Origin of the sequence: Vibrio sp. CDRSL-10 TSBA, from assembly GCA_039696685.1 — a bacterium.
Taxonomy (GTDB): Bacteria; Pseudomonadota; Gammaproteobacteria; order Enterobacterales; family Vibrionaceae; genus Vibrio.
Map to the genome: position 1 here is coordinate 774,906 of CP155565.1, position 22,286 is coordinate 797,191.

General features: G+C 51.7%; 19 protein-coding genes and 6 pseudogenes. 13 read left to right on the top strand and 12 right to left on the bottom strand.

Annotated features, from left to right (window positions below):
• Positions 1–125 precede the first annotated feature (125 nt).
• Positions 126–509: a hypothetical protein gene (locus tag ABDK09_03785; GenBank protein ID XAW87389.1), complete on the bottom strand. Its 384-nt coding sequence runs from the start codon at positions 507–509 to the stop codon at positions 126–128.
• Positions 510–838: 329 nt separating this feature from the next.
• Between ABDK09_03785 and ABDK09_03790 the strand changes: the two genes are divergently transcribed.
• The 6 genes from ABDK09_03790 (at position 839) to ABDK09_03815 (ending at position 4,887) form a co-directional block, all read left to right on the top strand.
• On the top strand, positions 839–1,843 hold the full coding sequence (locus ABDK09_03790) for a TRAP transporter substrate-binding protein (GenBank protein XAW87390.1): 1,005 nt from the start codon (positions 839–841) through the stop codon (positions 1,841–1,843).
• A 90-nt stretch (positions 1,844–1,933) separates the two neighbouring features.
• A complete protein-coding gene (locus tag ABDK09_03795) occupies positions 1,934–2,440 on the top strand; it encodes a TRAP transporter small permease (protein XAW87391.1) in 507 nt (168 codons plus the stop codon).
• Positions 2,441–2,442: 2 nt separating this feature from the next.
• Positions 2,443–3,732: a TRAP transporter large permease subunit gene (locus ABDK09_03800; GenBank protein ID XAW87392.1), complete on the top strand. Its 1,290-nt coding sequence runs from the start codon at positions 2,443–2,445 to the stop codon at positions 3,730–3,732.
• 27 nt (positions 3,733–3,759) lie between these two features.
• Complete coding sequence (locus tag ABDK09_03805) at positions 3,760–3,891, top strand: hypothetical protein (protein ID XAW87393.1); 132 nt, start codon at positions 3,760–3,762, stop codon at positions 3,889–3,891.
• 145 nt (positions 3,892–4,036) lie between these two features.
• Entirely contained in the window at positions 4,037–4,444 is a 408-nt protein-coding gene (locus ABDK09_03810) for an FCD domain-containing protein (protein XAW87394.1), read from the top strand.
• A 188-nt stretch (positions 4,445–4,632) separates the two neighbouring features.
• Positions 4,633–4,887, top strand: a complete 255-nt coding sequence (locus tag ABDK09_03815; protein ID XAW87395.1) for a GlsB/YeaQ/YmgE family stress response membrane protein — start codon at positions 4,633–4,635, stop codon at positions 4,885–4,887.
• A 158-nt stretch (positions 4,888–5,045) separates the two neighbouring features.
• On the opposite strand, the gene ABDK09_03820 is transcribed toward ABDK09_03815, so the two are convergent.
• The 4 genes and pseudogenes from ABDK09_03820 to ABDK09_03835 form a co-directional block, all read right to left on the bottom strand.
• Positions 5,046–5,660 carry a DUF1440 domain-containing protein gene (locus ABDK09_03820; protein XAW87396.1) on the bottom strand — a complete coding sequence of 205 codons (615 nt, stop codon included), beginning with the start codon at positions 5,658–5,660 and terminating at the stop codon, positions 5,046–5,048.
• 493 nt (positions 5,661–6,153) lie between these two features.
• A pseudogene (locus tag ABDK09_03825) lies at positions 6,154–6,406 on the bottom strand (DUF2999 family protein).
• A 178-nt stretch (positions 6,407–6,584) separates the two neighbouring features.
• Positions 6,585–6,824, bottom strand: coding sequence for a YdcH family protein (locus ABDK09_03830; protein XAW87397.1), 240 nt, complete (start codon positions 6,822–6,824; stop codon positions 6,585–6,587).
• A 199-nt stretch (positions 6,825–7,023) separates the two neighbouring features.
• Complete coding sequence (locus tag ABDK09_03835) at positions 7,024–7,827, bottom strand: MetQ/NlpA family ABC transporter substrate-binding protein (protein XAW87398.1); 804 nt, start codon at positions 7,825–7,827, stop codon at positions 7,024–7,026.
• Positions 7,828–8,069: 242 nt separating this feature from the next.
• Between ABDK09_03835 and ABDK09_03840 the strand changes: the two genes are divergently transcribed.
• Together ABDK09_03840 and ABDK09_03845 are read left to right on the top strand one after the other, a co-directional pair.
• Complete coding sequence (locus ABDK09_03840) at positions 8,070–8,561, top strand: gamma-glutamyl-gamma-aminobutyrate hydrolase family protein (GenBank protein ID XAW87399.1); 492 nt, start codon at positions 8,070–8,072, stop codon at positions 8,559–8,561.
• A complete protein-coding gene (locus tag ABDK09_03845; protein XAW87400.1) occupies positions 8,482–8,820 on the top strand; it encodes a hypothetical protein in 339 nt (112 codons plus the stop codon). The genes ABDK09_03840 and ABDK09_03845 overlap by 80 nt, the downstream gene beginning before the upstream one ends.
• 126 nt (positions 8,821–8,946) lie before the next feature.
• Here the strand turns inward: ABDK09_03845 and ABDK09_03850 are convergent, their stop codons facing one another.
• The 7 genes and pseudogenes from ABDK09_03850 to ABDK09_03880 form a co-directional block, all read right to left on the bottom strand.
• Positions 8,947–9,705: an SDR family oxidoreductase gene (locus ABDK09_03850; protein XAW87401.1), complete on the bottom strand. Its 759-nt coding sequence runs from the start codon at positions 9,703–9,705 to the stop codon at positions 8,947–8,949.
• Positions 9,706–9,733: 28 nt separating this feature from the next.
• Positions 9,734–10,637: pseudogene (gene mmsB, locus ABDK09_03855) on the bottom strand (3-hydroxyisobutyrate dehydrogenase).
• On the bottom strand, positions 10,634–11,791 hold the full coding sequence (locus ABDK09_03860) for an enoyl-CoA hydratase/isomerase family protein (protein XAW87402.1): 1,158 nt from the start codon (positions 11,789–11,791) through the stop codon (positions 10,634–10,636). Before ABDK09_03860 ends, mmsB begins: the two are co-directional and overlap by 4 nt.
• Before the next feature lie 34 nt (positions 11,792–11,825).
• Positions 11,826–12,621, bottom strand: a pseudogene (locus ABDK09_03865) (enoyl-CoA hydratase).
• Between the two features lie 27 nt (positions 12,622–12,648).
• On the bottom strand, positions 12,649–13,803 hold the full coding sequence (locus ABDK09_03870; protein ID XAW87403.1) for an acyl-CoA dehydrogenase family protein: 1,155 nt from the start codon (positions 13,801–13,803) through the stop codon (positions 12,649–12,651).
• Between the two features lie 120 nt (positions 13,804–13,923).
• Complete coding sequence (locus tag ABDK09_03875; protein ID XAW87404.1) at positions 13,924–15,417, bottom strand: CoA-acylating methylmalonate-semialdehyde dehydrogenase; 1,494 nt, start codon at positions 15,415–15,417, stop codon at positions 13,924–13,926.
• A 114-nt stretch (positions 15,418–15,531) separates the two neighbouring features.
• Positions 15,532–16,765: pseudogene (locus ABDK09_03880) on the bottom strand (thiolase family protein).
• 297 nt (positions 16,766–17,062) lie between these two features.
• Here ABDK09_03880 and ABDK09_03885 point away from each other — a divergent pair.
• The 5 genes and pseudogenes from ABDK09_03885 to ABDK09_03905 all read left to right on the top strand — a co-directional run bounded on the left by ABDK09_03885 (position 17,063) and on the right by ABDK09_03905 (position 22,254).
• Positions 17,063–17,434 (top strand): MerR family DNA-binding transcriptional regulator, encoded by a 372-nt coding sequence (locus ABDK09_03885; GenBank protein ID XAW87405.1) that lies wholly within the window; start codon positions 17,063–17,065, stop codon positions 17,432–17,434.
• Positions 17,435–17,672: 238 nt separating this feature from the next.
• Positions 17,673–18,843, top strand: a pseudogene (locus ABDK09_03890) (isovaleryl-CoA dehydrogenase).
• Positions 18,844–18,861: 18 nt separating this feature from the next.
• The gene (locus tag ABDK09_03895) at positions 18,862–20,463 is read left to right on the top strand and encodes a carboxyl transferase domain-containing protein (GenBank protein XAW87406.1); all 1,602 of its coding nucleotides are present in this window, start codon (positions 18,862–18,864) and stop codon (positions 20,461–20,463) included.
• A 15-nt stretch (positions 20,464–20,478) separates the two neighbouring features.
• Positions 20,479–21,309 carry an enoyl-CoA hydratase-related protein gene (locus tag ABDK09_03900; protein XAW87407.1) on the top strand — a complete coding sequence of 277 codons (831 nt, stop codon included), beginning with the start codon at positions 20,479–20,481 and terminating at the stop codon, positions 21,307–21,309.
• Positions 21,306–22,254, top strand: a pseudogene (locus tag ABDK09_03905) (hydroxymethylglutaryl-CoA lyase). Before ABDK09_03900 ends, ABDK09_03905 begins: the two are co-directional and overlap by 4 nt.
• Positions 22,255–22,286: the final 32 nt, after the last annotated feature.

Consider the following 22,286-nt stretch of genomic DNA (forward strand, 5'->3'; position numbering starts at 1 on the left):
CAGCACTACTGGTTCTTTCAGTACTGCCGGTAGTCAGGGAAATCATCACCACGTTAACGCTGTAAAAGGCAGACGCTGGGGTTTACCGCGCTGAGATGCGCACTCCGTTAAACAAGTTCATCACCTCAGCTTGGTTTGATATCTGACTCCAGTTGCTGAAAACAGGCCAGCAGTTCCGCGCACAAATAAGTAATGAGCAGATCGCCCCCTTGCGGAGCCGTCAGATCAAAATGCAAACGCGTAGTGTGTTCCTGACCCGCAATATCCACCAGCAGATTCACTTGCTGCTCTGAATCAGAACTGAGCGGGAAACTGAACAGACTCAGCAGCCGCTCTCCCTGCTCAGCGGCCTGTTCAAAACTCAGGTCATGCTGATATTCAAATTCCACCCGATTCTGACTGATGGTGCAGGTACAGACCCCGGCATTCAGATACGGCGTTATCATGCTGGTGAACTCTGCCAGACTTTCAGCCACCGTAGTTAGTCGATGATTGAGCTGATTCAACATGGGTATCTCCTCTGTTTTTGCAAAGCCTCTCTACATTAAAGCCTATAAATCCTGCCCGCGGATTTTAAGCCCGGCAAAGAGTGACGATTATTTTCTCACTCAATAGCTGTCAGCTTTCGATCTCAGTCTAATACCAGTCGATCCCGTTAGGGCTGAGCGGCGTAATTCCTGCCCTACAATAAGTATACAACGCAGAACATTTGCACATCATTAGTGCAATAGAAAAATAACAAAAATGGTAAGTTATTGTTATTTATAGCTTTAACTATCTGGCATCCATATTGCTCTTGTATACAAGACACCAACCAAGGACAGGTACGAGGATTCCGATGAAAAACAGTTTCAAATTTATGTTCAGCACCCTTGCTCTTTCATTATCTGCTATGAGTATGAATGCTTATTCCGCAACTTTGATTAAAGTACACAGCGATATGACGGAAGACAGCGCGCAGCAGGAAGGTATTGAACGCTTTAAGCAATTGGTCGAAGCCCGCTCTGACGGCCAGTATGAAGTCAAAATCTACGCCAATAACGCGCTTGGCAACGACGTGGAAGTCGCGCAACAAATGCAGTTTGGTGCCGTTCAGGCGGCGCCGATTCCAACGGCAAAATTAAGTGGCTTTGATAAAGATCTGCAGCTGATCGACATGCCATTCCTGTTCCCGAGCCGCGAAGTCGCCTACCAGTTTCTCGATGGCGAAATCGGTGATGAAGTGCTGTCTGGCCTGCGCTCGTCAGGTTTTGAACCGGCGATGTTCTGGGAGAGTGGTTTTAAACAGATGACCTGTAATGACCCGATTACCAAGCCCGCTGATATGCAGGATCGTAAAGTTCGCGTGATGGAAAGTCCGTTGCTGATTTCCCAGTACAAAGCCCTGGGTTCAAACCCGGTTCCGATCGCATTCAGTGAAACGTACACCGCCCTGCAACAGGGTGTGGTGGAATGTCAGGAGAACCCGCTGGTTTCGATTTCACAAATGAAATTCTACGAAGTGCAAAAAGATCTGATGCTGACTAATCACGGTTATCTGGGCACGGCGTTCGTATTCAGCAAGATCTGGTTCGACAGCCAGTCAGCCAAAAATCAGCAACTGCTTATTACGGCTGCGCGCGAAGCCGGTCAGTACCAGCGTGAACGTTCTATTGCACGCGAGGAAGTCTACCTTAACGGCATTAAACAGGCAGGCAGTACCGAAGTTATCTCACTGACACCTGAACAACTGGGCGAATTCCGCAATGCGATGTCCCCTGTTTATCAGGAGTTTGGCGCCAAGCTGAGTAAAGGCCTGCTCGACCGTGCTCAGGCAAAACTAAGCCAACTGTCTGAAATGTAACGGACTGAAAACCAAAGCTCCGTCAACCATTTCACCTCCGATTATCACTATTCAACAAGGATCCCGGGGCTGCCCCCGGGAGAAACGCTTATGTGGAATAAACTCAGTCGCCTGCTGGCCCTTTTTGAGAACACCATCGTCGGTGTTTTGATCATCTACGCATCGGGAATGCTGTTTACCCAGATTATCGCCCGCGCCGTTTTCAATACCTCATTTAGTTGGGCTGAAGAGAGCGTACGTTACGCCATTATCTGGATGGTATTTATGGCCAGCAGCATCGCCTTTCGCAATAACGCGCACATCAGTATCGATGTCATCAAACAAGTGCTGCCCAAAGCCCTGCAAAAGCCGTTTCAGATAGTAATCTGCGTGATCTGCCTCATCACCACCTTCCTGCTCGCCTGGTTTGGTTGGCAACTGGCTTCGCGCATGATGATGTTCGGCCAGCTATCGTCGGCGATGGAACTGCCGATGTACTGGTTCTATCTGGCTATTCCGGTCAGTTCGGCCTGCATGTTTATCCGCATCAGTGAATCTTTGCTGGCGCTGTTTAAACAGCCGAAACAGCAAACCGAAAACGTCTACGTGGGAGCGTAATCATGGGCTACAGTTTCTTTGCTTTAACATCGGGCCTGCTGGTTTTAGGTCTGCCTATTTTTGTGGCCCTGATCCTGGCGGTATTTATCGGCTTGCATCTGGGTGGCAGTACTCCGCTGATGCTCATCATCCAACGGATGTTTTCCGGCCTGGACAGTTTTCCGCTCATGGCGATCCCGCTGTTTATTCTGGCCGGCAACCTGATGAGCACCAGCGGCCTGTCAGCGCGCATTCTCAAGGTAGCGCTGTTGCTGGTTGGTCCGTTTCGTGGCGGCCTGGCCATGACAACCGTCACCGGCTCCATGTTCTTTGGCGCCATTTCCGGCTCCAGTCCGGCTACAGTGGTTTCTGTCGGACGCCTTATCCTGCCGTCAATGTTAAAAGAAGGCTATGATCGCCAGTTCAGTGTCGGTTTGCTGATGGCGACCGGCGCTTTAGGCATCATCATACCGCCGAGCATTTTTATGATTGTGTACGGCGCCATGGCGGGTGTTTCAATTGGTGCACTCTTTATGGCCGGTATTGGTGCCGGCGCCGTGTACGGTTCTGTCTTCCTCGCATACTGTTACTATCGGGCGCGCAAGGCTGGTATGCAGTCGCAGCCGTTTCCTAAAATGTCTGAACTGCTGGCAGCCATAAGAGAAGCAATCTGGGGCTTGGCGATACCAGTCATTATTCTTGGCGGTATATACAGCGGCCTGTTTACCCCGACGGAAGCGGCGGCGGTCGCGGTTATTTACTCTGCAGCAGTCGGTCTGTTTGTTTATCGGGACCTGACACTGAAGGACATCTGGAAAGTGTGTGTCGACAGCTCAGTCGTAACCACCCAGGTCATGATTATCGTCTCTGCAGCAGCGGCCTTCTCCTGGTATCTGACCACTTCAAGTCTGACCGACTCCCTGTCGGCGGCACTGGGCCAACTCAGCGATAATCCACTGATGTTACTGCTGATCATCAACTGTATCGTGTTGATCGCCGGGATGTTCCTGGACCCGAACTCGATTGTGATCATTCTGGTACCACTGGTTATCTCTGTTGCTCAGGCGGCAGGCATCGACTTGATTCACCTTGGTGTGATTCTGTGTGTGAACTGTGCGATTGGTATGTTCACGCCACCGTTTGGTATGAACCTGTTCGTCGCCAGCAGCCTAGATAACGTCAGTTATGGCGAAGCGGTGCGCGGCTCACTGCCTTTGGTGTGGCTGGCTCTGATTGTGCTGGTGCTGATTAACCTCTTCCCCGCGATCAGTCTGTGGCTGCCAAGTGTGGTCATGCCGGGTATTGCTGGTTAAACCTTTGCCGTTCAAGGAGATCAGTCTATGTCTGAACACTCGAATTCAATGCCGGCATCACTGGTCTCTGACCCGTCGGTGCCTCTGGCGGACAGTATCCGGATTGCGCTCTCCGATGATATTCTGGCGGGAGTGATTAGCGCCGGAAACTCGTCTTGATGAGGCGCAGCTTGCGCAGCGTTTTCAGGTCTCACGGACTCCTGTCCGTGAGGCGCTGAAACAACTCACCGCCAGTGGTCTGGTTGAACATCGTCATCGGCGCGGAGTGTTTGTTGGTGCCGTACCCGTTTCCCGGCTGGCAGAAATGTTTGAATACGTTGCCGAAATGGAAGCACTGTGCGTACGACTTGCTGCGGTCAATATGACCCAGCAAGAGCGCGAAGCGCTGCTCGCCATCCACCTCGACAGCCATAAGCATGTCACCTCGGGCGATATTGATGCTTATGACAAAGCCAATATCAAACTGCATGAGGCTCTGTTCCATGGCTGCCATAACCGCTATGTGGAGGAAGCCGTGCTCAGTGCCAGAGCCAAGGTTGCGCCCTATCGCAGGGCGCAGTTCAAGCTTGCCGATCGGGCGCGCTCATCCTTTGTCGAACACGGCGAAATCGTCAAATCGGTCATCAAAGGTATGACCCATGAAGCATCAGATATGATGCAGGCACATATCCATCAGTCTTTCCTGGCGTCTTCACGTTACGTCAGTCAGTAACCCGCAGTCACTCTGCCAGTAGGCTTGTTCGTTATCAGCGAGCAGGCTATGCCGTTATTAATCAGCGATATCAGACAGGCACAGCATGCACCTTCGAGGAGTGACGACGCTGACCAAAAATTGTCATGCGCCCATTTTACTATGACACTCATAGACTATGCTTACACCAAACAACATAAGGAGTGCATATGGGTATCATCGCGTGGATCATTCTGGGGTTAATTGCGGGCGCATTGGCAAAATGGCTGATGCCGGGACGAGATGGCGGCGGTTGGATAGCCACAATGTTGTTAGGTATCGGTGGTGCCTTTGTCGGCGGACTTATCGGCCGTGTGCTGGGTTTTGGCGGCACGAACGGTTTTAATCTGGGCAGCATACTGACAGCTACTCTCGGTGCCATCGTCTTGCTACTGGTTTACAACCGTTTCTTCAAAGGACATTAATCTCTACCAACCAGGCGACAAGTTAACCAATTCGCCGGGATTATGGGCGATTCAAAGCATCACAACGAATAAAGGCTGCATTATGCAGCCTTTTTATTGCGCAGATTTTATTAAAAACAGGCCCCGAAAGGCCTGTTTTATCTATTTAAACCATCAGATTATGAGCGGCTTTCTAACGCAAACTCTGGATCTGGTTCGTGAGTCATACGGTTACGTAAATCTCTGCGAATAATTTCAATTGACCAGAACCAAATCAGGTGACCAACAATTTCCGATACATGTTCATACCAAGGTAAACTAAACAGTGACGGAGTCAGTCCCATGAGAGGGAAAGAAATCATATGGACAAATAGCTGTGCTAATGCACCGGCAAATAAACCTTGCCATAATTTGAACTTAGGAAAACGTTCAGTAAAAACACAGTAAGCAATAGCAAATACCAGCGAGAAAATAATATGCGTCACACCGACCCAGTTAAAAACATGTCCGGCAAAGGTATACACAGCCTCATTAGGATCAATCACACCCAGCCAGTCACGCAGAAATACATATGGAGGGTTGAGGAAGTTACGTGAACAGTCAATATTTTCAGCGGCACGAATCAACGACTCCGGTGCACACGCCGCCTGGAAGATATCACCTGGGCTGCGCGGTGGCAGTGGTACCTCTGCGCCCCATTTAACAAAAGCAGAGACAAGACCCGCAATGACACCAATAAATGCAGCTAAGCCATAACGTCTGCGTGAAGGATGAGTTTGTTCAAAGAGATTCATTTTATTGTGTTCCTATTAAACGACAAGATGAGAAACTGTGTAAACGGTAACACGGTGCTAGCACGTAAAATATGAACGTAGATCAAAGCAGATGCATATTATTAAAAATAAACTCACCACTTGATTGTTATTTAATCATAGAAAAACGCTAAAATAGGCTTAATGAATAGATATAACGAACAATACATAAAATTAAACAATAGTTAGAAAAATAAAAAATAGCTATTATTTTAAAATAGAGACTATTTTGTTAACTCCAACACGTAAGACGTTTAGGAGGAAAGAGCTAACCTGACCCAAGAATTAATTAACCTTATGCTAATGAAACTCAACTTAATATTAATGACACTTAAAATGTCAGATTTATTAAATCTGTAAATATATTGTTGCCAGATATGATTGAACATGGTTTCTGCCAGACGAAAAAAAAACCAGACGTTGCGTAGAGTCTTCGCTACACAATGCCTGGTTCACTTTGAACTGACGACAACCTTTATTGTTGTAGTTTCGCTTTCGCTTCTTCAACTTTAGCGAAGTCCAGTCCAAGTTTCTTCTACCGCTTCTTTAATCAAAGCCGGGTTTTGCATCACCTGGCCCATCAGCAGTTGCAGTTTTTCCTGCGGCAGACCAAGTTGGCTGATAGTGGCCATCGCCATCAGCGGGTTTTGGGTCAGAGCCTGAAACACGTCGCGAATTTGCTGATCACTGATGTTGTTCTCTTTCAACAGCGCAATAATTGGGTTCATGAGATTACCTTTAGCTACTCAATAAAACAGAGCCGCAGTTTACCATCAGCGCGCTGAGGCGTGTACCGGCAATGAGGCATAAAAAACGCTATAACGCTCAGATAACAAACAACCACCCATCGGGTGGCTGTTTGGCGGGCTGGTGTTGCGGTTACCAACCGATGATTATCGCCGGGTTTCAGACGTTCATGATTCGGGAATGGAGCCAGTCTTTAAGCTCTGCCCGGTTGAGCTTCATCGAATTCATGTTGTGATCATCAATCGGTGCACCTCGCAGTTCTAACTTTCTAATTTCTCTGTCTAGTGCATCGTAATTCGACGCATTTTCTGCAAACGTATCATCGCTCGCGCTTAACTGGGAAATGGTGTCCATATGTTCTGGATACTCATGCGCTAAAGAGTGATTTTCGCCTAGCATAGAAACCTCGTTAAGTTGGTTGGTCACACAAATAAAGTGCGCACTTTTTGAGCCGCACAATTATAAATGTAGCAGCCTGTAACCATGACTCAAGTCAGCATTTTTCAGGTTTCGTCATTCTGAGATCCATTTCCCAGACCGGGAAAAATAAAAAACCGCCATGGAGAACCACAGCGGTTTAGTTGTCAGCCCTAACTACTTAAAAAGCGGGCTCAATTGTGCCTTTAAAGGCTTGCTGCATGTATTGGCGGATGGCTTCAGAGTGATAAATCTGGACGAACTTTTTATAATCTTCGTTGTCTTTGTCCTGCTCACGCGCCGCAATCACCATCACCGCCAGAGGTGCCTGCTTAGATTCCAGATAGATACCCTGCTTTTTCGGATCCAGTCCGGCGGACATGACGTAGTTCATCGTAATTGCCGCAGCATCGACATCATCCAGGGTACGTGGCAACTGAGCGGCGTCCACTTCAACAAATTGAAAATCCTTTGGATTCTCAACCACATCGTTCAAAGTCGCCTTAAATCCGGTCCCTTCACGTAAGGTAATCAGGTTGCTATCAGCAAACAGCAACAAACCACGCCCGCCATTGGTCGGATCATTTGGAATCGCAATGCGCGCGCCTTGTGGTAACTCATCCAACGAGTGGTATTTATTAGAATATATCCCCATTCGCATCAGGATTGACTGACCAATTGAGACCAGATGGGAATCGTGGCTGCTGTTGTAGTTGTCCAGAAAAGGCTGATGCTGGTAGCTGTTAAGATCAATGCTGCCATCTTCCAGCGCCGCATTCGGCGTAATGTAGTCAGAAAATTCAACCACTTTAACGTTTAATCCTTGCTTCGCCGCTTCTTTGGCGACCGCTTCAGCTACCTGAGCATGAGGACCAACGGTTGCACCCACTTTTAGTTCTGTATGTTCTTTCTGACCACAGGCCGTCAAACCTGCTATCAATGCCGCAGCCAGTGCCCATTGACCGACTCGCTTAAGTCCTTTCATTACTCTCTCCGTATGCTGTACATCACAGACGTTTAGCCATCTAAACTGCCATACTACGCGAGCCATTTTTTTATGCAAGCTCAATCTTTTTTTCTCAACTCTTCAGTCATTGCCCCCCTCTTTTGCCCAATTTTGGTGCTGGTTCACATCTTATAACGCAACAAATTCTCGTTGCAGTGAGGAGAATATTTCTCTAGATTGAAAATTATGTTCAAGGATGAATATGAATCACAAGGAGCGCTATGAAAAAGTTATTAATCGTTAATGTGGGATTACCACCTAAACCACAATTAGATGCGTTCGGTAAATTTGAGCAGTGGGCTAAAAACGTCATTGAGGCACATCGTCATCCGAAATCGGCCAATCAGGCGGCCACAATTGAGTTTCACGATGGTATTAATCAACCACTGCCACACTCCGACCATCTGGCAGGTGTGATTATCATGGGCTCATTGGCCATGGCGTCTGACAAAGAAGACTGGATGCTGCGCCTGTCACAGGAAATCGTGCATCTGGTCGAGCGCAGTATTCCGCTGCTCGGGATCTGTTTTGGTCACCAACTGATCGCTCAGGCGTTGGGCGGCAAAGTCGGCTACCATCCGCAAGGTCTGGAAATAGGCACCATAGCAATCAACAAACAGCCAGATGCAGAGCATGACCCTATTTTCAGTGACCTGCCTGCACAGTTTCGATGCGCAGGCGGTACATTATCAATCGGTACTGACCTTACCTGAAGATGCCGTCCATCTGGCGGCAAGCGACTTTGAACCTCATCATGCCTATCGGGTCGGTGAATGCTGTTGGGGCGTACAATTCCACCCGGAGTTTACTCCGCAAGTGATGAAGCTGTCGTTAGCCGGCTTGCAGCATGAATTACCCGATGATTACGAACGCAAGCAAGCAGCAGTGAAAGAAACCCATCATGCCAGACAGGTACTGGTCAACTTTGCCGGTCTGGTCGAGCAGCAAAGTCAGTCACTGGGCGCGGCCTAATTCTGCAAACAGCAAGCTCTGACAAAAAGGCAAGCTGCGATAAAAAAGCGTAAGTGAATTCACTTACGCTTTTTTCATCCCTCAAGCGGTATTGCGAGGTAATAACGGTATTACGAGGTAATCAAGTTACATGCGCAAGCCACCGTCCACTTCCAGCACCCGACCGGTAAAGTAGTCATTCTGCAGTATATATTTAACCGCTTGAGCAATTTCGACTGGCTCTCCCATTCGCCCCAGTGGCACCATTTGTTTGAGCCTGTCCACGGCTTCAGGTTTCATCTGGTCAGCCATCGCGGTATGAATGATTCCCGGTGCAATCGCTGCAGCACGAATACCAAATCGCGCCAGCTCTTTGGCCCAGCAGGTGGCCATCGTGGCCACTGCGGCTTTAGAAGCTGAATAATTGGTCTGGCCCATATTACCGGCCCGAGAGACACTGGAGATATTGATGATCGCTCCTTTACTGCCGGTTTCGATCATTTTCACTGCTGCTTCACGGCCACATAAAAACGTGCCGGTGACGTTCACGTTCATTACGCTATCAAACTGATCGAGTGACATTTTACTGACCACGCCATCTTTCACTTTGACCAGCAGACCATCCCGCAATATGCCGGCGTTATTAATCAAACCGTCCAGTTGGCCAAAATCAACCACGATGTCGTGAAATGCGTCGACGACCTGAGCTTCATTGGTAACATCCGCTACATAATAAATCGCTTTGGCGCTGAGCATATGACATTGCTTCTGAGTATCTATCAAAGCCGCCTCATTGGTATCGATTAAGGCAAGATCTGCTCCCGCCTGAGCAAGCGTGACCGCCATCATTTGCCCCAGTCCCTGGCCTGCCCCCGTAATTGCTATCACACTCTCTTTGAGATTCATTCTGCAGCCTCCTGTTGAACTTTTCCTGTCAGCCCCGGGAACGATAGAACTCAAACAGACTGGAAAAATCCCGTTCCTGGTTACCATTCGCGTTGTGATAGGCATAAAGATTACGTGCCAGCGAGCCCATCGGAATCGATGACTGGCTTTTCAGAGCGGCATCAATACCCAGACCGAGATCCTTTTGCATCAACTGACTCATAAAGCCCGGTTTATAATCATGACTGGCTGGAACATTTTCCATTACACCGGGACAAGGGTTATATAACTCCAGGGCCCAGTTTCTGCCTGAACTTTGCAGCATAATGTTAGACAACACTTCAGGATCCAGCCCGTTGTCGATGCCTAAATTGAGAGCTTCACACGTTCCGGACATCAGAATACCCAACATCAGGTTATTGCAGATTTTCGCCATCTGACCGTCACCGGCTTTGCCGGCATGGAAAATGTTTTTCCCCATGTGTTGCAGAAACCTGCCGGGCTTTTTCAAATGCCGCATCTGTCCCGCCGACAATAAAGGTCAGTGTCCCGGCCTGAGCCCCTGCCACTCCGCCCGATACCGGCGCGTCAACAAAATCCAACTGCTTGTCAGCTGCCTGTTCGGCAACAATCCGCGCCGACTCAGGATCTATGGTGGACGAGTCAATCAGAAACGTGCCAGACTTAACCAGATTCAGCAGCCCTACAGCCCCGGAATGATCGCCCAGATACACCGCACGAACATGCACGCCGGCAGGCAGCATTGTAATCACCGTATCAGCGCCCTGAACCACTTCCTCGACAGAATCTGCCACCTTAGCGCCAAGCGGCTGCAGCCGTTTCGCCGCTTCGCGATTGAGATCAAACACCTGCAGGGCGAGGCCTGATTTGATCAAATTCTCTGCCATGGGCGTGCCCATGTTACCTAGTCCGATAAACGCTATAGTCTTCATGCCACGCCTCCTTGAGGTGGAATTGACTGATGCACCTGTTCTAAACCTGCCAAAGGATGAATTTCTGCCGGCCATAACGAGGTAAACAGCTGGTCTATCACGGCATCGTCCACGCTGGCCACGCTTTTGAATGTCCAGTGAGGTTCACCATCTTTATCGATAAGACGAGCCCGGACACCTTCCTGAAACTCGCCCAACAAACCACTGCGCACCGATAAACTCAGTTCAAGCCGGAAGCAATCGGCCAGACTCAGTTTCTGGCATTGGGTAATCTGGCGATAACAGATATGAGCCGAGATCGGACTACCGGCAGCAAGGTTGCGCCTTGCGGTATCCATCCATTTATCCTGCCCTTCGATTGCGAGTATCTGTTCGCACACCTGAGTCAGAGTATCGGCTTTAGATGCCGATTGGATTTTGGCCAGATAAGGCAGTAGCTGGCTACTAACGCCGTCATCACCGTCCTTTGCCGCCAGTTCATCAAGTACCCGGCTCACCTGTGCCCGGTGGTTTCCCTGCCAGTCCAGAGCCTGCAGCACCGACAGCAAAGGTGAACGATCCTGGTAATGCAGTAAGTAATCGGCCATGCGGATATCAATGGCATCAATGGCATTGACCGACGCTCCGGTCAGCCCCAGAAACAGGCCAATACCCGGTGGTAAACGGTTCAGGAACCAGGTCCCCCCCACATCGGGATAAAGGCCAATACTGATTTCCGGCATGGCCAGGCGACTGCGCGGGGTGACGACCTTGTGGCTGCATCCCATAAACAGTCCCATACCGCCACCCATAACAATCCCATCTCCCCACGCGATGATCGGTTTGGTATAGGTGTGGATCAAATAGTCACACTGATATTCGAGTGAAAAGTATTCGGTGCAGAACGCCTGAACCTCTTCATCACTTTTATCGCGCATGACATTGTGCATGGTGCGGACATCGCCACCGGCACAAAACGCTTTTTCTCCGCCACCTTCAAGTAAAATACACACCAGATTGTCATCGTGTTGCCACCGCAAAAGCTGGTCAAACAGCAAGGCCAGCATGTTATAACTCAGAGCATTGAGCGAAGCCGGGTTGTCTAATGTCGCGACGCCAATTTTGTGGACATTATCCCGGCACCTCAGCTCCTGAAAGCTGACACGGTCAGTCATATCTCCTCCTCACATTGATGTTTATCTTCCTGACCTAACGGTTTTTCCAGTGCGGTTTGCGTTTTTGCAGAAACGCCTGCACGCCTTCGGTCTGATCTTCAGTATCGAACAGGTTGAGGAAGTATTCGCGTTCTTTGATCAAACCTTGCTGGTGAGTCGCATAACGGGTCTGCTGAATAAGCCGCTTGCAGGCAGCCACGGAAGACGGTGACTGATTTTCCACGTTTCTGCGCCATCTCAAGCGCGTAAGTCAGCGCCTGTCCTTTTTCTACCACCTCTTCCACCAAACCTATCTGCCGCCCCTGATCTGCTGCAATCTGCTCACCACATAAAATCATCCGCTTCGCCCAGCCTTCACCAACCAGAGCGGTAAGATTCTGCGTTCCGCCGGCACAGGGCAGTAAACCGACTTTGGCTTCAGGTAACGCTAAAACCGCTTGCCGCTCAGCAACCCGAATATCGCATGCCAGCGCGACCTCCAGACCACCGCCCATCGCATAGCCGTTAATGGCAGCGACCGACACCCCACGAAACGCACTCAGGGTTTCAAACGCTTCGCCAAACACGCGCGCCATGGTGTGCGCTGTGGCCTTATTGCCATCGGCAAACAACTTGAGATCAGCTCCGGCCGAGAAAAACTTGTCGCCAGCTCCGGTCAGTACCATGGCATAAATATCTTTATCATCGTTGAGTGACTCCACCAGCCCTTTCAGCTGCACCAGACTCTGTTCTGTCCAGGTATTGGCAGGCGGGTTGTTCATGGTAACTACCGCTACATGCTGACGCACTTCAACCTCAATGGGCGTTACCGAATTCGTTTGCTCAGCCATAATCGCTCCGTAAATTGCTCTTTCCCGCTACCAAATCGCACATCCTTCACCCAGTAACCGCCGCGCGATGATAAGACGCATAATCTCATTAGTCCCTTCCAGGATCTGATGTACACGCACATCACGAAAATGGCGTTCGAGCGGATATTCACGGATGTAACCATAGCCGCCATACAGTTGCAGCGCCGCATCACACACCTGAAAACCGACATCGGTAGCGAATCGTTTCGCCATTGCGCAGTAAGTGGTCGCCTCCCTGTCCCCGAGATCCAGTTTACTGGCGGCATAGCGCACCAGTTGACGCGCCGCTACTAACTCGGTTGCCATATCAGCCAGCTTAAACTGCAACCCCTGAAACTGAGCCAGTGACTGACCAAACTGTTTACGCTCCTGCATATACTGTGTGGCCTGATTGAGTGCCTGTTGTGCGGTGCCGACAGAGCAGGTGGCGATATTAATCCGCCCGCCATCCAGCCCTTTCATGGCGAAGGTAAATCCTTCCCCTTCCTGGCCGAGTAAACCGCTTTCCGGCACCCGGACGTTTTCCAGGGTCACCGAGCGGGTCGGCTGGCTGTTCCAGCCCATTTTGGGTTCTTTGCGTCCGTAACTGATTCCCGGCGTGTCAGCCTGTAGCACAAACGCAGAAATGCCTTTTGCTCCCGCTTCTCCGGTACGCGCCATCACCACCAGTACATCGGTTTCACCGGCACCCGAGATAAAGGTTTTGCTGCCGTTGAGGATGTAATGATCGCCTTGCTTGCGCGCGGTGGTGGTGAGTGACGCCGCATCAGAGCCGGCATTGGGCTCAGTCAGGCAGTACGAACCCAGCCATTTGCCATATACCAGTTGCGGACAGAAATAGGCTTTTGCTTCCTGAGTCCCGAAGCTGGCGACCATCCAGGTCACCATATTATGAATAGTCATAAACGCTGTGGTAGAGGTGCAGCCCATAGCAAGTTGTTCAAACACAATTGACGAGTCAAGACGGCTCAATCCAAGGCCACAATGCTCTTCAGGCGTATAAAGCGCGAGAAAACCCAGCTCTCCGGCATCACGTAACACCTGTTTGGGGAAAAACTGTTCTTCATCCCACTGCGCAGCAAATGGTGCCAGACGTTCACTGGCAAACTGGCGCGCGGTATCGGCAAACGCCCGTTGATCTTCATTCAGTTCAAAGTCCATACTGAGCTCCGTATCTGTCTGTCCGTTTTTGTAGCCTTGTTTTTCTCTCTATCTCTTTCTCTGTTTCTGCCTCAGCCGAACAGCCAGGTTCATTGCCAAAGCCGGAGAGAATTGAGACCGTCATCTGAGATGAATAGTCAGGTTAGGCCCACCGGGAATATCATCCTCAAACCAGCGTGCGCTGACCGTTTTGGTCTCCGTAAAAAAGCGAACAGCCTGCTTGCCGTAGGCATGCAGATCGCCGTAGAAGCTACCGCGCCAACCGGTAAAGGAGAAGAACGGCAGCGGCACAGGGATCGGCACGTTAATACCGACCTGCCCGACCTGAATTTCATGCTGGAATTTACGCGCGGCACCACCGCTGGCGGTAAAAATTGAGGTACCGTTGCCATAAGGGTTGCGATTAATGATTGCGATGGCTTCTTCCAGGCTGTCCGCCTGCATACACACCAGCACCGGACCAAAAATCTCCTCGCGATACAGGCTCATCTTGGTTGTCACGCCACTAAACAGGGTCGGCCCGACCCAGTTACCATGCGGCAGACCATCGACCGTACATTGGCTGCCATCCAGTTCGCACACCGCCCCCTGCTGTTTCCCCTGTTCAATCAGGCTCAGCACTCTCTGCTTCGCCTGCGGGCTGATAAGCGGCCCGTAAGCGGCTTGCTCATCATCCCAGCGTCCGGGGCGCATGGCGGCCATCGCCTGTTTAAGCTCCGGCAGCCAGTGGCGCGCGTCCCCGACCAGAATCGCAACCGATATCGCCATGCAGCGCTGACCCGCCGCCCCCACCGAGGCACCTACCAGGTTATTGATGACTTGTTCTTTATTGGCATCCGGCATCACGACCAGATGATTTTTGGCGCCGGCGAACGCCTGCACCCGTTTGAAATGGGCAGTGCCTTGCTGATAGATGTACTGAGCAACCTTGACCGAACCGACAAAAGAGATGGTTCGAATATCCGGATGAGCGAGCAGAAAATCGACCTGCGCTTTACGGCCATGCACTATCTGCAGTACGCCTTGCGGCGCTCCGGCCTGCTCAAACAGTTGTGCCAGGCGCACGGAGGTCAGCGGCACCTGCTCTGAGGGTTTGAGGACAAAGGAATTCCCCGCGGCAATCGCCAGCGGAAACATCCACAACGGAATCATGGCCGGGAAGTTAAAGGGAGTGATACCGCAACAGACGCCAAGCGGCTGGATAAGCGAATAAGTGTCGATATCAGATGCGACGTTCTCAACCGTTTCACCCATCATGTTGCTGGCGATATTCGCGGCCTGTTCCACCACTTCAATCCCGCGCCATACATCACCCTTGGCATCTGCTGTGGTTTTTCCGGTTTCCTGTGACAGCAGTTGCGCCAGTTCATCATGATGCTCTTTGAGTAAATGCTGATAGCGCAGCATCAGCCTGGCCCGCTCCGGCACCGGAACTTTCTTCCAAGACTCAAACGCGGCCAGCGCACTACGCACTGCAGCGCTCATCTCGTCTTCGGTGGCACAAGGCAGACGTGCTAAAACCTCATTCGTTGCCGGGTTCGTGACGTCTACCCACTCCTGACTCACCGACTGGCGAAACTCACCATCAATAAACAACGGGACAGAATGACTCATAATCGGATCCTTTCAAGGCAGATCGCACCGGGGGCAGCCCGGTCAAACTGACCGCAGAAACGGGACGCTGCATACCATGCAGACTCAGTAATAAGGGATTAAGGAACGAGAACATCATGATAGCGGCACCTCATCAGGCACCGGCACTTCAATCGCCACTGCGGTCGCTTCACCACCACCAATACACAGCGTGGCGATGCCGCGCATGACTTTTTTATGTTCACGGTTGCCATCCACGCCTAAGGCCTGTAACTGACGCAGACTGTGAATCAGAGTGACCAGAATTCGTGCCCCGCTGGCGCCAATAGGATGGCCAAGGGCACAGCTGCCACCTTTGACGTTGACCCGGTCCACATCCAGATCCAGTTTTTGAATCGCAATTTGAGTGACCACGGCGAAACGCTTCGTTGATTTCCCACAGGTCGACTTCATCGGCTGACCAGTCGAGCTGTGAGAGCAACTGCTCAATGGCATACACCGGCGCTAAGGTATATTCAGACGGATGTCTGGCGTGGGTACTATGACCACGCATCACGGCCAGCGGCTCAATTCCCTGCTGAAGAGCGGTTTCGCCATCCATCAGCATCAAGGCTGAGGCGCCGTCGGCTATCGCACTCGAATTGGCAGCGGTCACCGTGCCATCAGCACTGAATGCAGGTTTCAGCCGGGCAATTTTTTCTAACCGGATCGAACGTGGGTGCTCATCGTAATTGAGTATCTGCGCCCCTTCCTCAAGACTCACCGGCGCCATCTCGGCAACGAACAGTTGCTGACCCTGCGCTTCCCAGGCACGCTGAGCTGACAGCGCCGCCCACTCGTCCATCTGCTCACGGCTAAATTGCAGTTTGTCGGCGACTTGCTGGGCATAAACCCCCATCAAATGTCCTTCATAGGCATCCTGCAATCCGTCGAGAAACATGTGATCGTAGGTCGTCTGGTGGCCCATCCGCATACCACTGCGCGAGTTGGTCAAAAGATAGGGCGCATTGGTCATGCTCTCCATACCACCAGCAATAACGCAGCGCGCAGAATCGGCGTTGATCAAATCATAGGCCAGCATGACGGTTTTCATGCCCGAACCACACACCTTGTTAATCGTGCTGCAGCCGATAGAGTAAGGCAGTCCGGCCGCCAGTGCGGCCTGACGGGCCGGGGCCTGGCCGCAGCCAGCCGTCAGCACGCAGCCCATCAGCACTTCGTCGATCTGCTCAACCGGCGCTGACGCGGCATTTAACGCGGCCTTAATGGCCAGCCCGCCTAGTGCGGGAGCAGAATAATCTCGCAAGGCACCCTGAAAGCGCCCGTGCGGTGTACGTTTGGCAGATACAATCCAAATGGCTTTTTCCATGCCCTCGTCCTCGGTATCGTTGACGAAAGTATTCACCACAAGGCTCTTGTTATAGGCGGGTACAACTGAACAACTTGGCCTCGTTGATTCTCTGAGGCGCTTCTACCCGGCGATTTTCGCCCAGCGGCTTCTTGACGTTTACGTAAGCATAGCACTAACATTTACGTAAACGTAAAGAAACAAACCAACAACAATAACAATTTCTCACCTGGCTCTGTCACAGGTGACTGACAGCACAAACGTCCCTCATCGCTGGTTTCAGACCAGCCCTAATGAGCAGTTGGAGGACTTCGGTCAGTGGAAACTTTTAAAATCAGCGAGCTCGCCAAGGAGTTCGATATTACAACCCGCAGTATTCGTTTTTACGAAGACATGGGCTTAATACAGCCAGAGCGCAAAGGCACAGTGCGCATCTATCAGCGACGGGACAAAATCCGTTTGAAGTTGATTTTGCGTGGCAAACGTCTGGGGTTTTCTCTGGCCGAAATTCGCGAGTTGTTTGAGCTTTACGATGCTCATCAGGGCGAGACACAGTTAGTGAAAATGCTCAATATTATTGAGGATAAAAAGGCGGTTTTGCAGCGTCAGCTGGATGACATCGGAGCCGTGATGGGAGAGTTGGAGGCTGCGCGCGAACGTTGCGAGCAGGCTCTGAAGGTTAGCAGTTAGGTATTCCCAGTACTTATTACTTCCAGGTACTGATGTCTTCCAAATACTGCTTTCTTCCGGGTGCTTATTTATTCTAAGTAATCATTTATTCAAGGTACTTATTTATTCAAGGTACTTATTTATTCAAGGAAATAGGCGCTTCCTACAACAGCATTTTCATCTTTCGTTAGCTACTTTCTGTGACCACAGCGTTTTGTTCAACACGCTGTGTCTGCGCAAGGAAGGACGCGGAGGTGTTATGAACAGCCAGTATCAGCCACTTAGTTTCGGATTGGGCGAAACCATTGACATGTTACGAGAGCAGGTCAATGCGTTTTCTGCTCAGCATATCGCCCCTATCGCCGACCATATTGATCGGCAAAACCAGTTTCCCGAGCACTTGTGGGCTTTGTTCGGCGAAATGGGATTGCTGGGCGTCACCGTCAGTGAGGAATACGGCGGCGCGCACATGGGATACCTCGCCCACGTCATCACCATGGAGGAGATCAGCCGCGCCTCCGCTTCCGTCGGCCTTAGTTACGGCGCTCACTCCAATTTGTGCGTTAATCAGATTTTTCGCAACGGCAATGCCGATCAACGGGTCAAATATCTGCCCAAATTACTCGATGGTGCCTGGGTCGGCGCGCTGGCAATGAGCGAACCGAATGCCGGCTCCGATGTTGTCGGCATGCAGCTCAAAGCCGAACGGCGCAATGACCACTTTGTGCTCAATGGCACTAAGATGTGGATCACCAACGGGCCTGATGCCGATGTGGTGGTGGTTTACGCCAAAACGGCCGCCGAAGCCGGTTCACGCGGCATTACCGCCTTCATTGTTGAACGGGAATTTCCCGGTTTCTCTTCAGCCCAGAAGCTCGACAAACTAGGCATGCGTGGTTCCAATACCTGCGAACTGGTTTTTGACCAGTGCCGGGTTTCCTTATGACAACGTGCTCGGCAAAGTCAATCACGGCATTGAGGTGCTGATGAGCGGGCTGGATTACGAACGGGTTGTTCTGGCCGGTGGCCCGCTGGGCATCATGCAAGCCTGTCTTGATCTGGTCCTGCCCTATATTCACGATCGTAAACAGTTTGGTCAGTCGATCGGTGAATTCCAGCTGGTTCAGGCCAAGGTCGCCGACATGTATACCCGCCTGAATGCTGCGCGCGCTTATGTGTATGCCGTCGCTGGCGCGTGCGATCGCGGCGAAGTGACCCGTAAAGATTCTGCCGGAGCCATTCTGTACAGTGCTGAACTGGCCACACAAATGGCGTTAGATACTATTCAGCTGTTAGGCGGCAATGGCTATATCAACGACTTTCCGGCCGGTCGCCTGCTGCGTGATGCCAAGCTGTATGAAATCGGCGCCGGAACATCAGAGATCCGCCGTATATTGATTGGGCGGGAACTGTTCAACGAGTCACGTTAAACCTGTAACGGAGTGCGTATGGCCGTGATTAACAGCAAAATCAAAACCAGCTCAGAACTTTACCAACGCAACCTGGAACACATGACGTCACTGGTGCAACAACTTGAGGAGCACCGGACAACCCTGCTGCAGGGGGCGGGCGAACAAGCGATTGAACGCCAGCGTCAGAAAGGCAAACTACCGGTGCGCGAGCGGGTGATGCAGTTGCTCGACCCTGCCAGCCCCTTTATCGAGATTGGTCAGTTTGCGGCTTGGCAAGTCTATGAAGATGATGTGCCCTGCGCAGGTGTGGTCGCCGGCATTGGCACCATTCACGGCATTGAGTGTATGGTGGTTGCCAATGATCCGGCCGTCAAAGGCGGCACCTATTATCCACTGACGGTAAAAAAACATCTGCGCGCTCAGGAAATTGCCGAACGCTGCCACCTGCCCTGCGTCTATCTGGTTGACTCCGGCGGCGCTAATCTGCCTTATCAGGCCGAAGTTTTTCCGGACCGCGACCATTTCGGGCGTATCTTCTACAATCAGGCCCGTATGTCAGCGAAAGGGATCCCACAAATCGCGGTGGTGATGGGACTATGCACCGCGGGCGGAGCCTATATTCCAGCCATGGCAGACGTATCGATTATTGTCCGCCAGCAAGGCACCATTTTTCTGGCCGGGCCGCCGCTGGTCAGGGCCGCGACCGGTGAAGTGGTCAGTGAAGAGGAGCTGGGCGGTGCGGATGTGCATTGTAAAAAATCCGGTGTCGCCGATTATTACGCGGACAATGATCAGCACGCACTCTCCATAGCCCGCCAAGCGATCGCCAGCACGAATCTTGCGCCCACAATTGTGCCTGATTCGGTACTGCCGCCACGCTATGAGGCCGCAGAGATGTACGGGATCGTTAACGCTGATCTGCGCTTGTCGTTTGATGTACGCGAAATCATTGCCCGTCTGGTGGACGACTCTCAGTTTGATGAATTTAAGGCCTTATATGGCAGTTCACTGGTCTGTGGTTTTGCTACGTTACACGGTCACGCCATCGGTATCGTGGCCAATAACGGCATCCTATTTTCTGAATCAGCGCAAAAAGGTGCCCACTTTATTGAACTGTGTGCCAAACGCAGAATCCCGCTGCTGTTTTTACAGAATATCACCGGATTCATGGTCGGGAAAAAGGTCGAAGCGGAAGGCATTGCCAAGCATGGTGCGAAACTGGTGATGGCCGTCGCCTGTGCCGACGTGCCTAAGTTCACCGTCATCATTGGCGGCTCTTATGGTGCCGGCAACTATGGGATGTGCGGCCGTGCTTATAATCCGACCATGATGTGGATGTGGCCTAATGCACGCATTTCGGTCATGGGTGGTGAGCAGGCCGCCGGGGTACTGACCCAAGTACGGCGTGACATTCAGGCCCGGCGTCAGCAAGAGTGGCCAGAACAGGAAGCAGCCGCCTTCAGACAGTCGATTGTCGAACTATACGACACACAAGGCAGTCCCTATTACGCCAGTGCCCGCTTGTGGGATGACGGCATTCTCGACCCGCTGGAAACCCGCGACACCCTCGGGCGTGCGCTGACTGCTGCGCTGCGCGCGCCAATCGCTGACAGCCAGTTCGGCATTTTCCGCATGTAAATAAGGAATCGCGCCATGAACCCAGATCAGCCCAGTGTACTGTGTGAATTGTCCGCCAGCGGGATTGCCAGCTTAACCCTCAACCGTATCGACAAATCGAATGCGTTTGATGATCAGATGATTGCGTTGCTCTTGCATCACCTCAACGCTCTGGCCAAAGAGACCACGCTGCGCCTGCTGGTCATCAAGGCCAATGGCCGCCATTTTTCGGCCGGTGCCGATCTCAACTGGATGCGCGCGATGGCGACCAAATCACATTCTGATAATCACAGCGATGCTGCCCAGCTGGCGCTGCTGATGCAAACCCTGGATACTTTTCCCCATCCGACGATCGCTGCGGTGCAAGGCTGTGCGTTCGGCGGCGCACTGGGCCTTATCTGTTGTTGCGATATCGCGGTAGCCAGTGCCGATGCCCGCTTTTGCTTAAGTGAAGTGAAACTGGGTTTAGTCCCAGCCACCATCGCCCCATACGTATGCCGGACATTGGGACAGCGGCAGGCGCGGCGCTATATGCTGACCGCCGAACCGTTTGATGCCGCCAGAGCGCTGCAGATGGGGCTGATTCATCAACAGGTCAGTGAGAAGCCCCAGGATTTATCACTGGCGGTGCAACAGCTTTGCGAGCAAATCCTGCTCAACAGCCCCGTCGCCCTGACTCAGGCCAAAGCCCTGTGCCAGCGCTGTGCCGACAGCCCGCTCGATCAAAAACTGATCGCCTATACCAGCCAGTTAATCGCCGACATCCGCGTGTCGCCCCAAGGCCAGGAAGGGCTGAATGCCTTTTTTGCCAAACGAGCGCCAAACTGGATCTCTCCTTCAGGCGGCAACAAAGGAGAATCGCAATGAAACCGCCTCTTTTACGGGCTGGGGTCTTGAGTGACTTTCCACCCGCCGTCACTCTGGTTGAAGTCGGTGCCCGTGACGGCCTGCAAAATGAAAATGCGGTCACCAGCGCGGCTAAAATCGCTCTGATTGACCAGCTATCGGCCAGTGGCCTGACCTATATAGAAGCCGGTTCGTTTGTCTCACCCAAATGGGTACCGCAAATGGCAGATTCAGATAAAGTGCTGAGCGGCATTCAACGTGCGCCGGCAGTGACTTACTCGGCTCTGGTTTCCTAACCTGCGCGGTCTGGAGCAGGCCATCGCCTGTCAGGCGGATGAGATCGCCATCTTTACGTCAGCTTCACAGGGCTTTTGCCAGCACAACATCAATTGCTCAATCGAGCAAAGCCTGCAGCGCTTCAAGCCCGTTGTCAGCCAGGCACAACAACTAGGACTCAAAGTCCGCGGCTATCTCTCCTGCGTGGCTGATTGCCCTTATGACGGGCCGACACTACCCGAACAAGTCGCCAGTGTTGCCGCAGCATTGCAAGACCTCGGCTGTTACCAGATCTCGCTTGGCGACACGATCGGCACGGGCACGCCACTGCGTATCGCCCGGATGCTTGAGGCCGTCCGGAAACAAGTGCTGACTGAACAGTTAGCTGTGCATTTTCACGATACCTGGGGAATGGCGCTGGCCAATTTGTATCAGTCACTGTCAATGGGCATTACCACCATAGACTGCAGTGTAGCCGGATTAGGTGGCTGCCCTTATGCGCCGGGCGCGGCGGGCAATGTGGCGACAGAAGATGTGATCTATCTTTGCCAGGGATTGGGAATAAATACCGGCGTTGATCTGCAGCAAGTCGCTAACGCAGGCTGGGCTATCAGCCATATTCTGGGTCGCAGACCAATATCCAAAGTTTCGCTGGCTCTACACAGTAAGCCAACACAAAAACAAACATAACCACTTGTAAAGTATAACAAAAATATAATCAA

What these genes read in the sequence shown, in the direction of transcription:
- ABDK09_03840 (XAW87399.1), top strand. Translation starts at nt 8,070, where the DNA reads ATGAAAAAGTTATTAATCGTTAATGTGGGATTACCACCTAAACCACAA.
- ABDK09_03820 (XAW87396.1), bottom strand. Translation starts at nt 5,660, where the DNA reads ATGAATCTCTTTGAACAAACTCATCCTTCACGCAGACGTTATGGCTTA.
- ABDK09_03815 (XAW87395.1), top strand. Translation starts at nt 4,633, where the DNA reads ATGGGTATCATCGCGTGGATCATTCTGGGGTTAATTGCGGGCGCATTG.
- ABDK09_03790 (XAW87390.1), top strand. Translation starts at nt 839, where the DNA reads ATGAAAAACAGTTTCAAATTTATGTTCAGCACCCTTGCTCTTTCATTA.
- ABDK09_03875 (XAW87404.1), bottom strand. Translation starts at nt 15,417, where the DNA reads ATGAGTCATTCTGTCCCGTTGTTTATTGATGGTGAGTTTCGCCAGTCG.
- ABDK09_03805 (XAW87393.1), top strand. Translation starts at nt 3,760, where the DNA reads ATGTCTGAACACTCGAATTCAATGCCGGCATCACTGGTCTCTGACCCG.
- ABDK09_03795 (XAW87391.1), top strand. Translation starts at nt 1,934, where the DNA reads ATGTGGAATAAACTCAGTCGCCTGCTGGCCCTTTTTGAGAACACCATC.
- ABDK09_03785 (XAW87389.1), bottom strand. Translation starts at nt 509, where the DNA reads ATGTTGAATCAGCTCAATCATCGACTAACTACGGTGGCTGAAAGTCTG.
- ABDK09_03860 (XAW87402.1), bottom strand. Translation starts at nt 11,791, where the DNA reads ATGACTGACCGTGTCAGCTTTCAGGAGCTGAGGTGCCGGGATAATGTC.
- ABDK09_03830 (XAW87397.1), bottom strand. Translation starts at nt 6,824, where the DNA reads ATGCTAGGCGAAAATCACTCTTTAGCGCATGAGTATCCAGAACATATG.
- ABDK09_03800 (XAW87392.1), top strand. Translation starts at nt 2,443, where the DNA reads ATGGGCTACAGTTTCTTTGCTTTAACATCGGGCCTGCTGGTTTTAGGT.
- ABDK09_03895 (XAW87406.1), top strand. Translation starts at nt 18,862, where the DNA reads ATGGCCGTGATTAACAGCAAAATCAAAACCAGCTCAGAACTTTACCAA.
- ABDK09_03850 (XAW87401.1), bottom strand. Translation starts at nt 9,705, where the DNA reads ATGAATCTCAAAGAGAGTGTGATAGCAATTACGGGGGCAGGCCAGGGA.
- ABDK09_03835 (XAW87398.1), bottom strand. Translation starts at nt 7,827, where the DNA reads ATGAAAGGACTTAAGCGAGTCGGTCAATGGGCACTGGCTGCGGCATTG.
- ABDK09_03845 (XAW87400.1), top strand. Translation starts at nt 8,482, where the DNA reads ATGACCCTATTTTCAGTGACCTGCCTGCACAGTTTCGATGCGCAGGCG.
- ABDK09_03810 (XAW87394.1), top strand. Translation starts at nt 4,037, where the DNA reads ATGTTTGAATACGTTGCCGAAATGGAAGCACTGTGCGTACGACTTGCT.
- ABDK09_03870 (XAW87403.1), bottom strand. Translation starts at nt 13,803, where the DNA reads ATGGACTTTGAACTGAATGAAGATCAACGGGCGTTTGCCGATACCGCG.
- ABDK09_03900 (XAW87407.1), top strand. Translation starts at nt 20,479, where the DNA reads ATGAACCCAGATCAGCCCAGTGTACTGTGTGAATTGTCCGCCAGCGGG.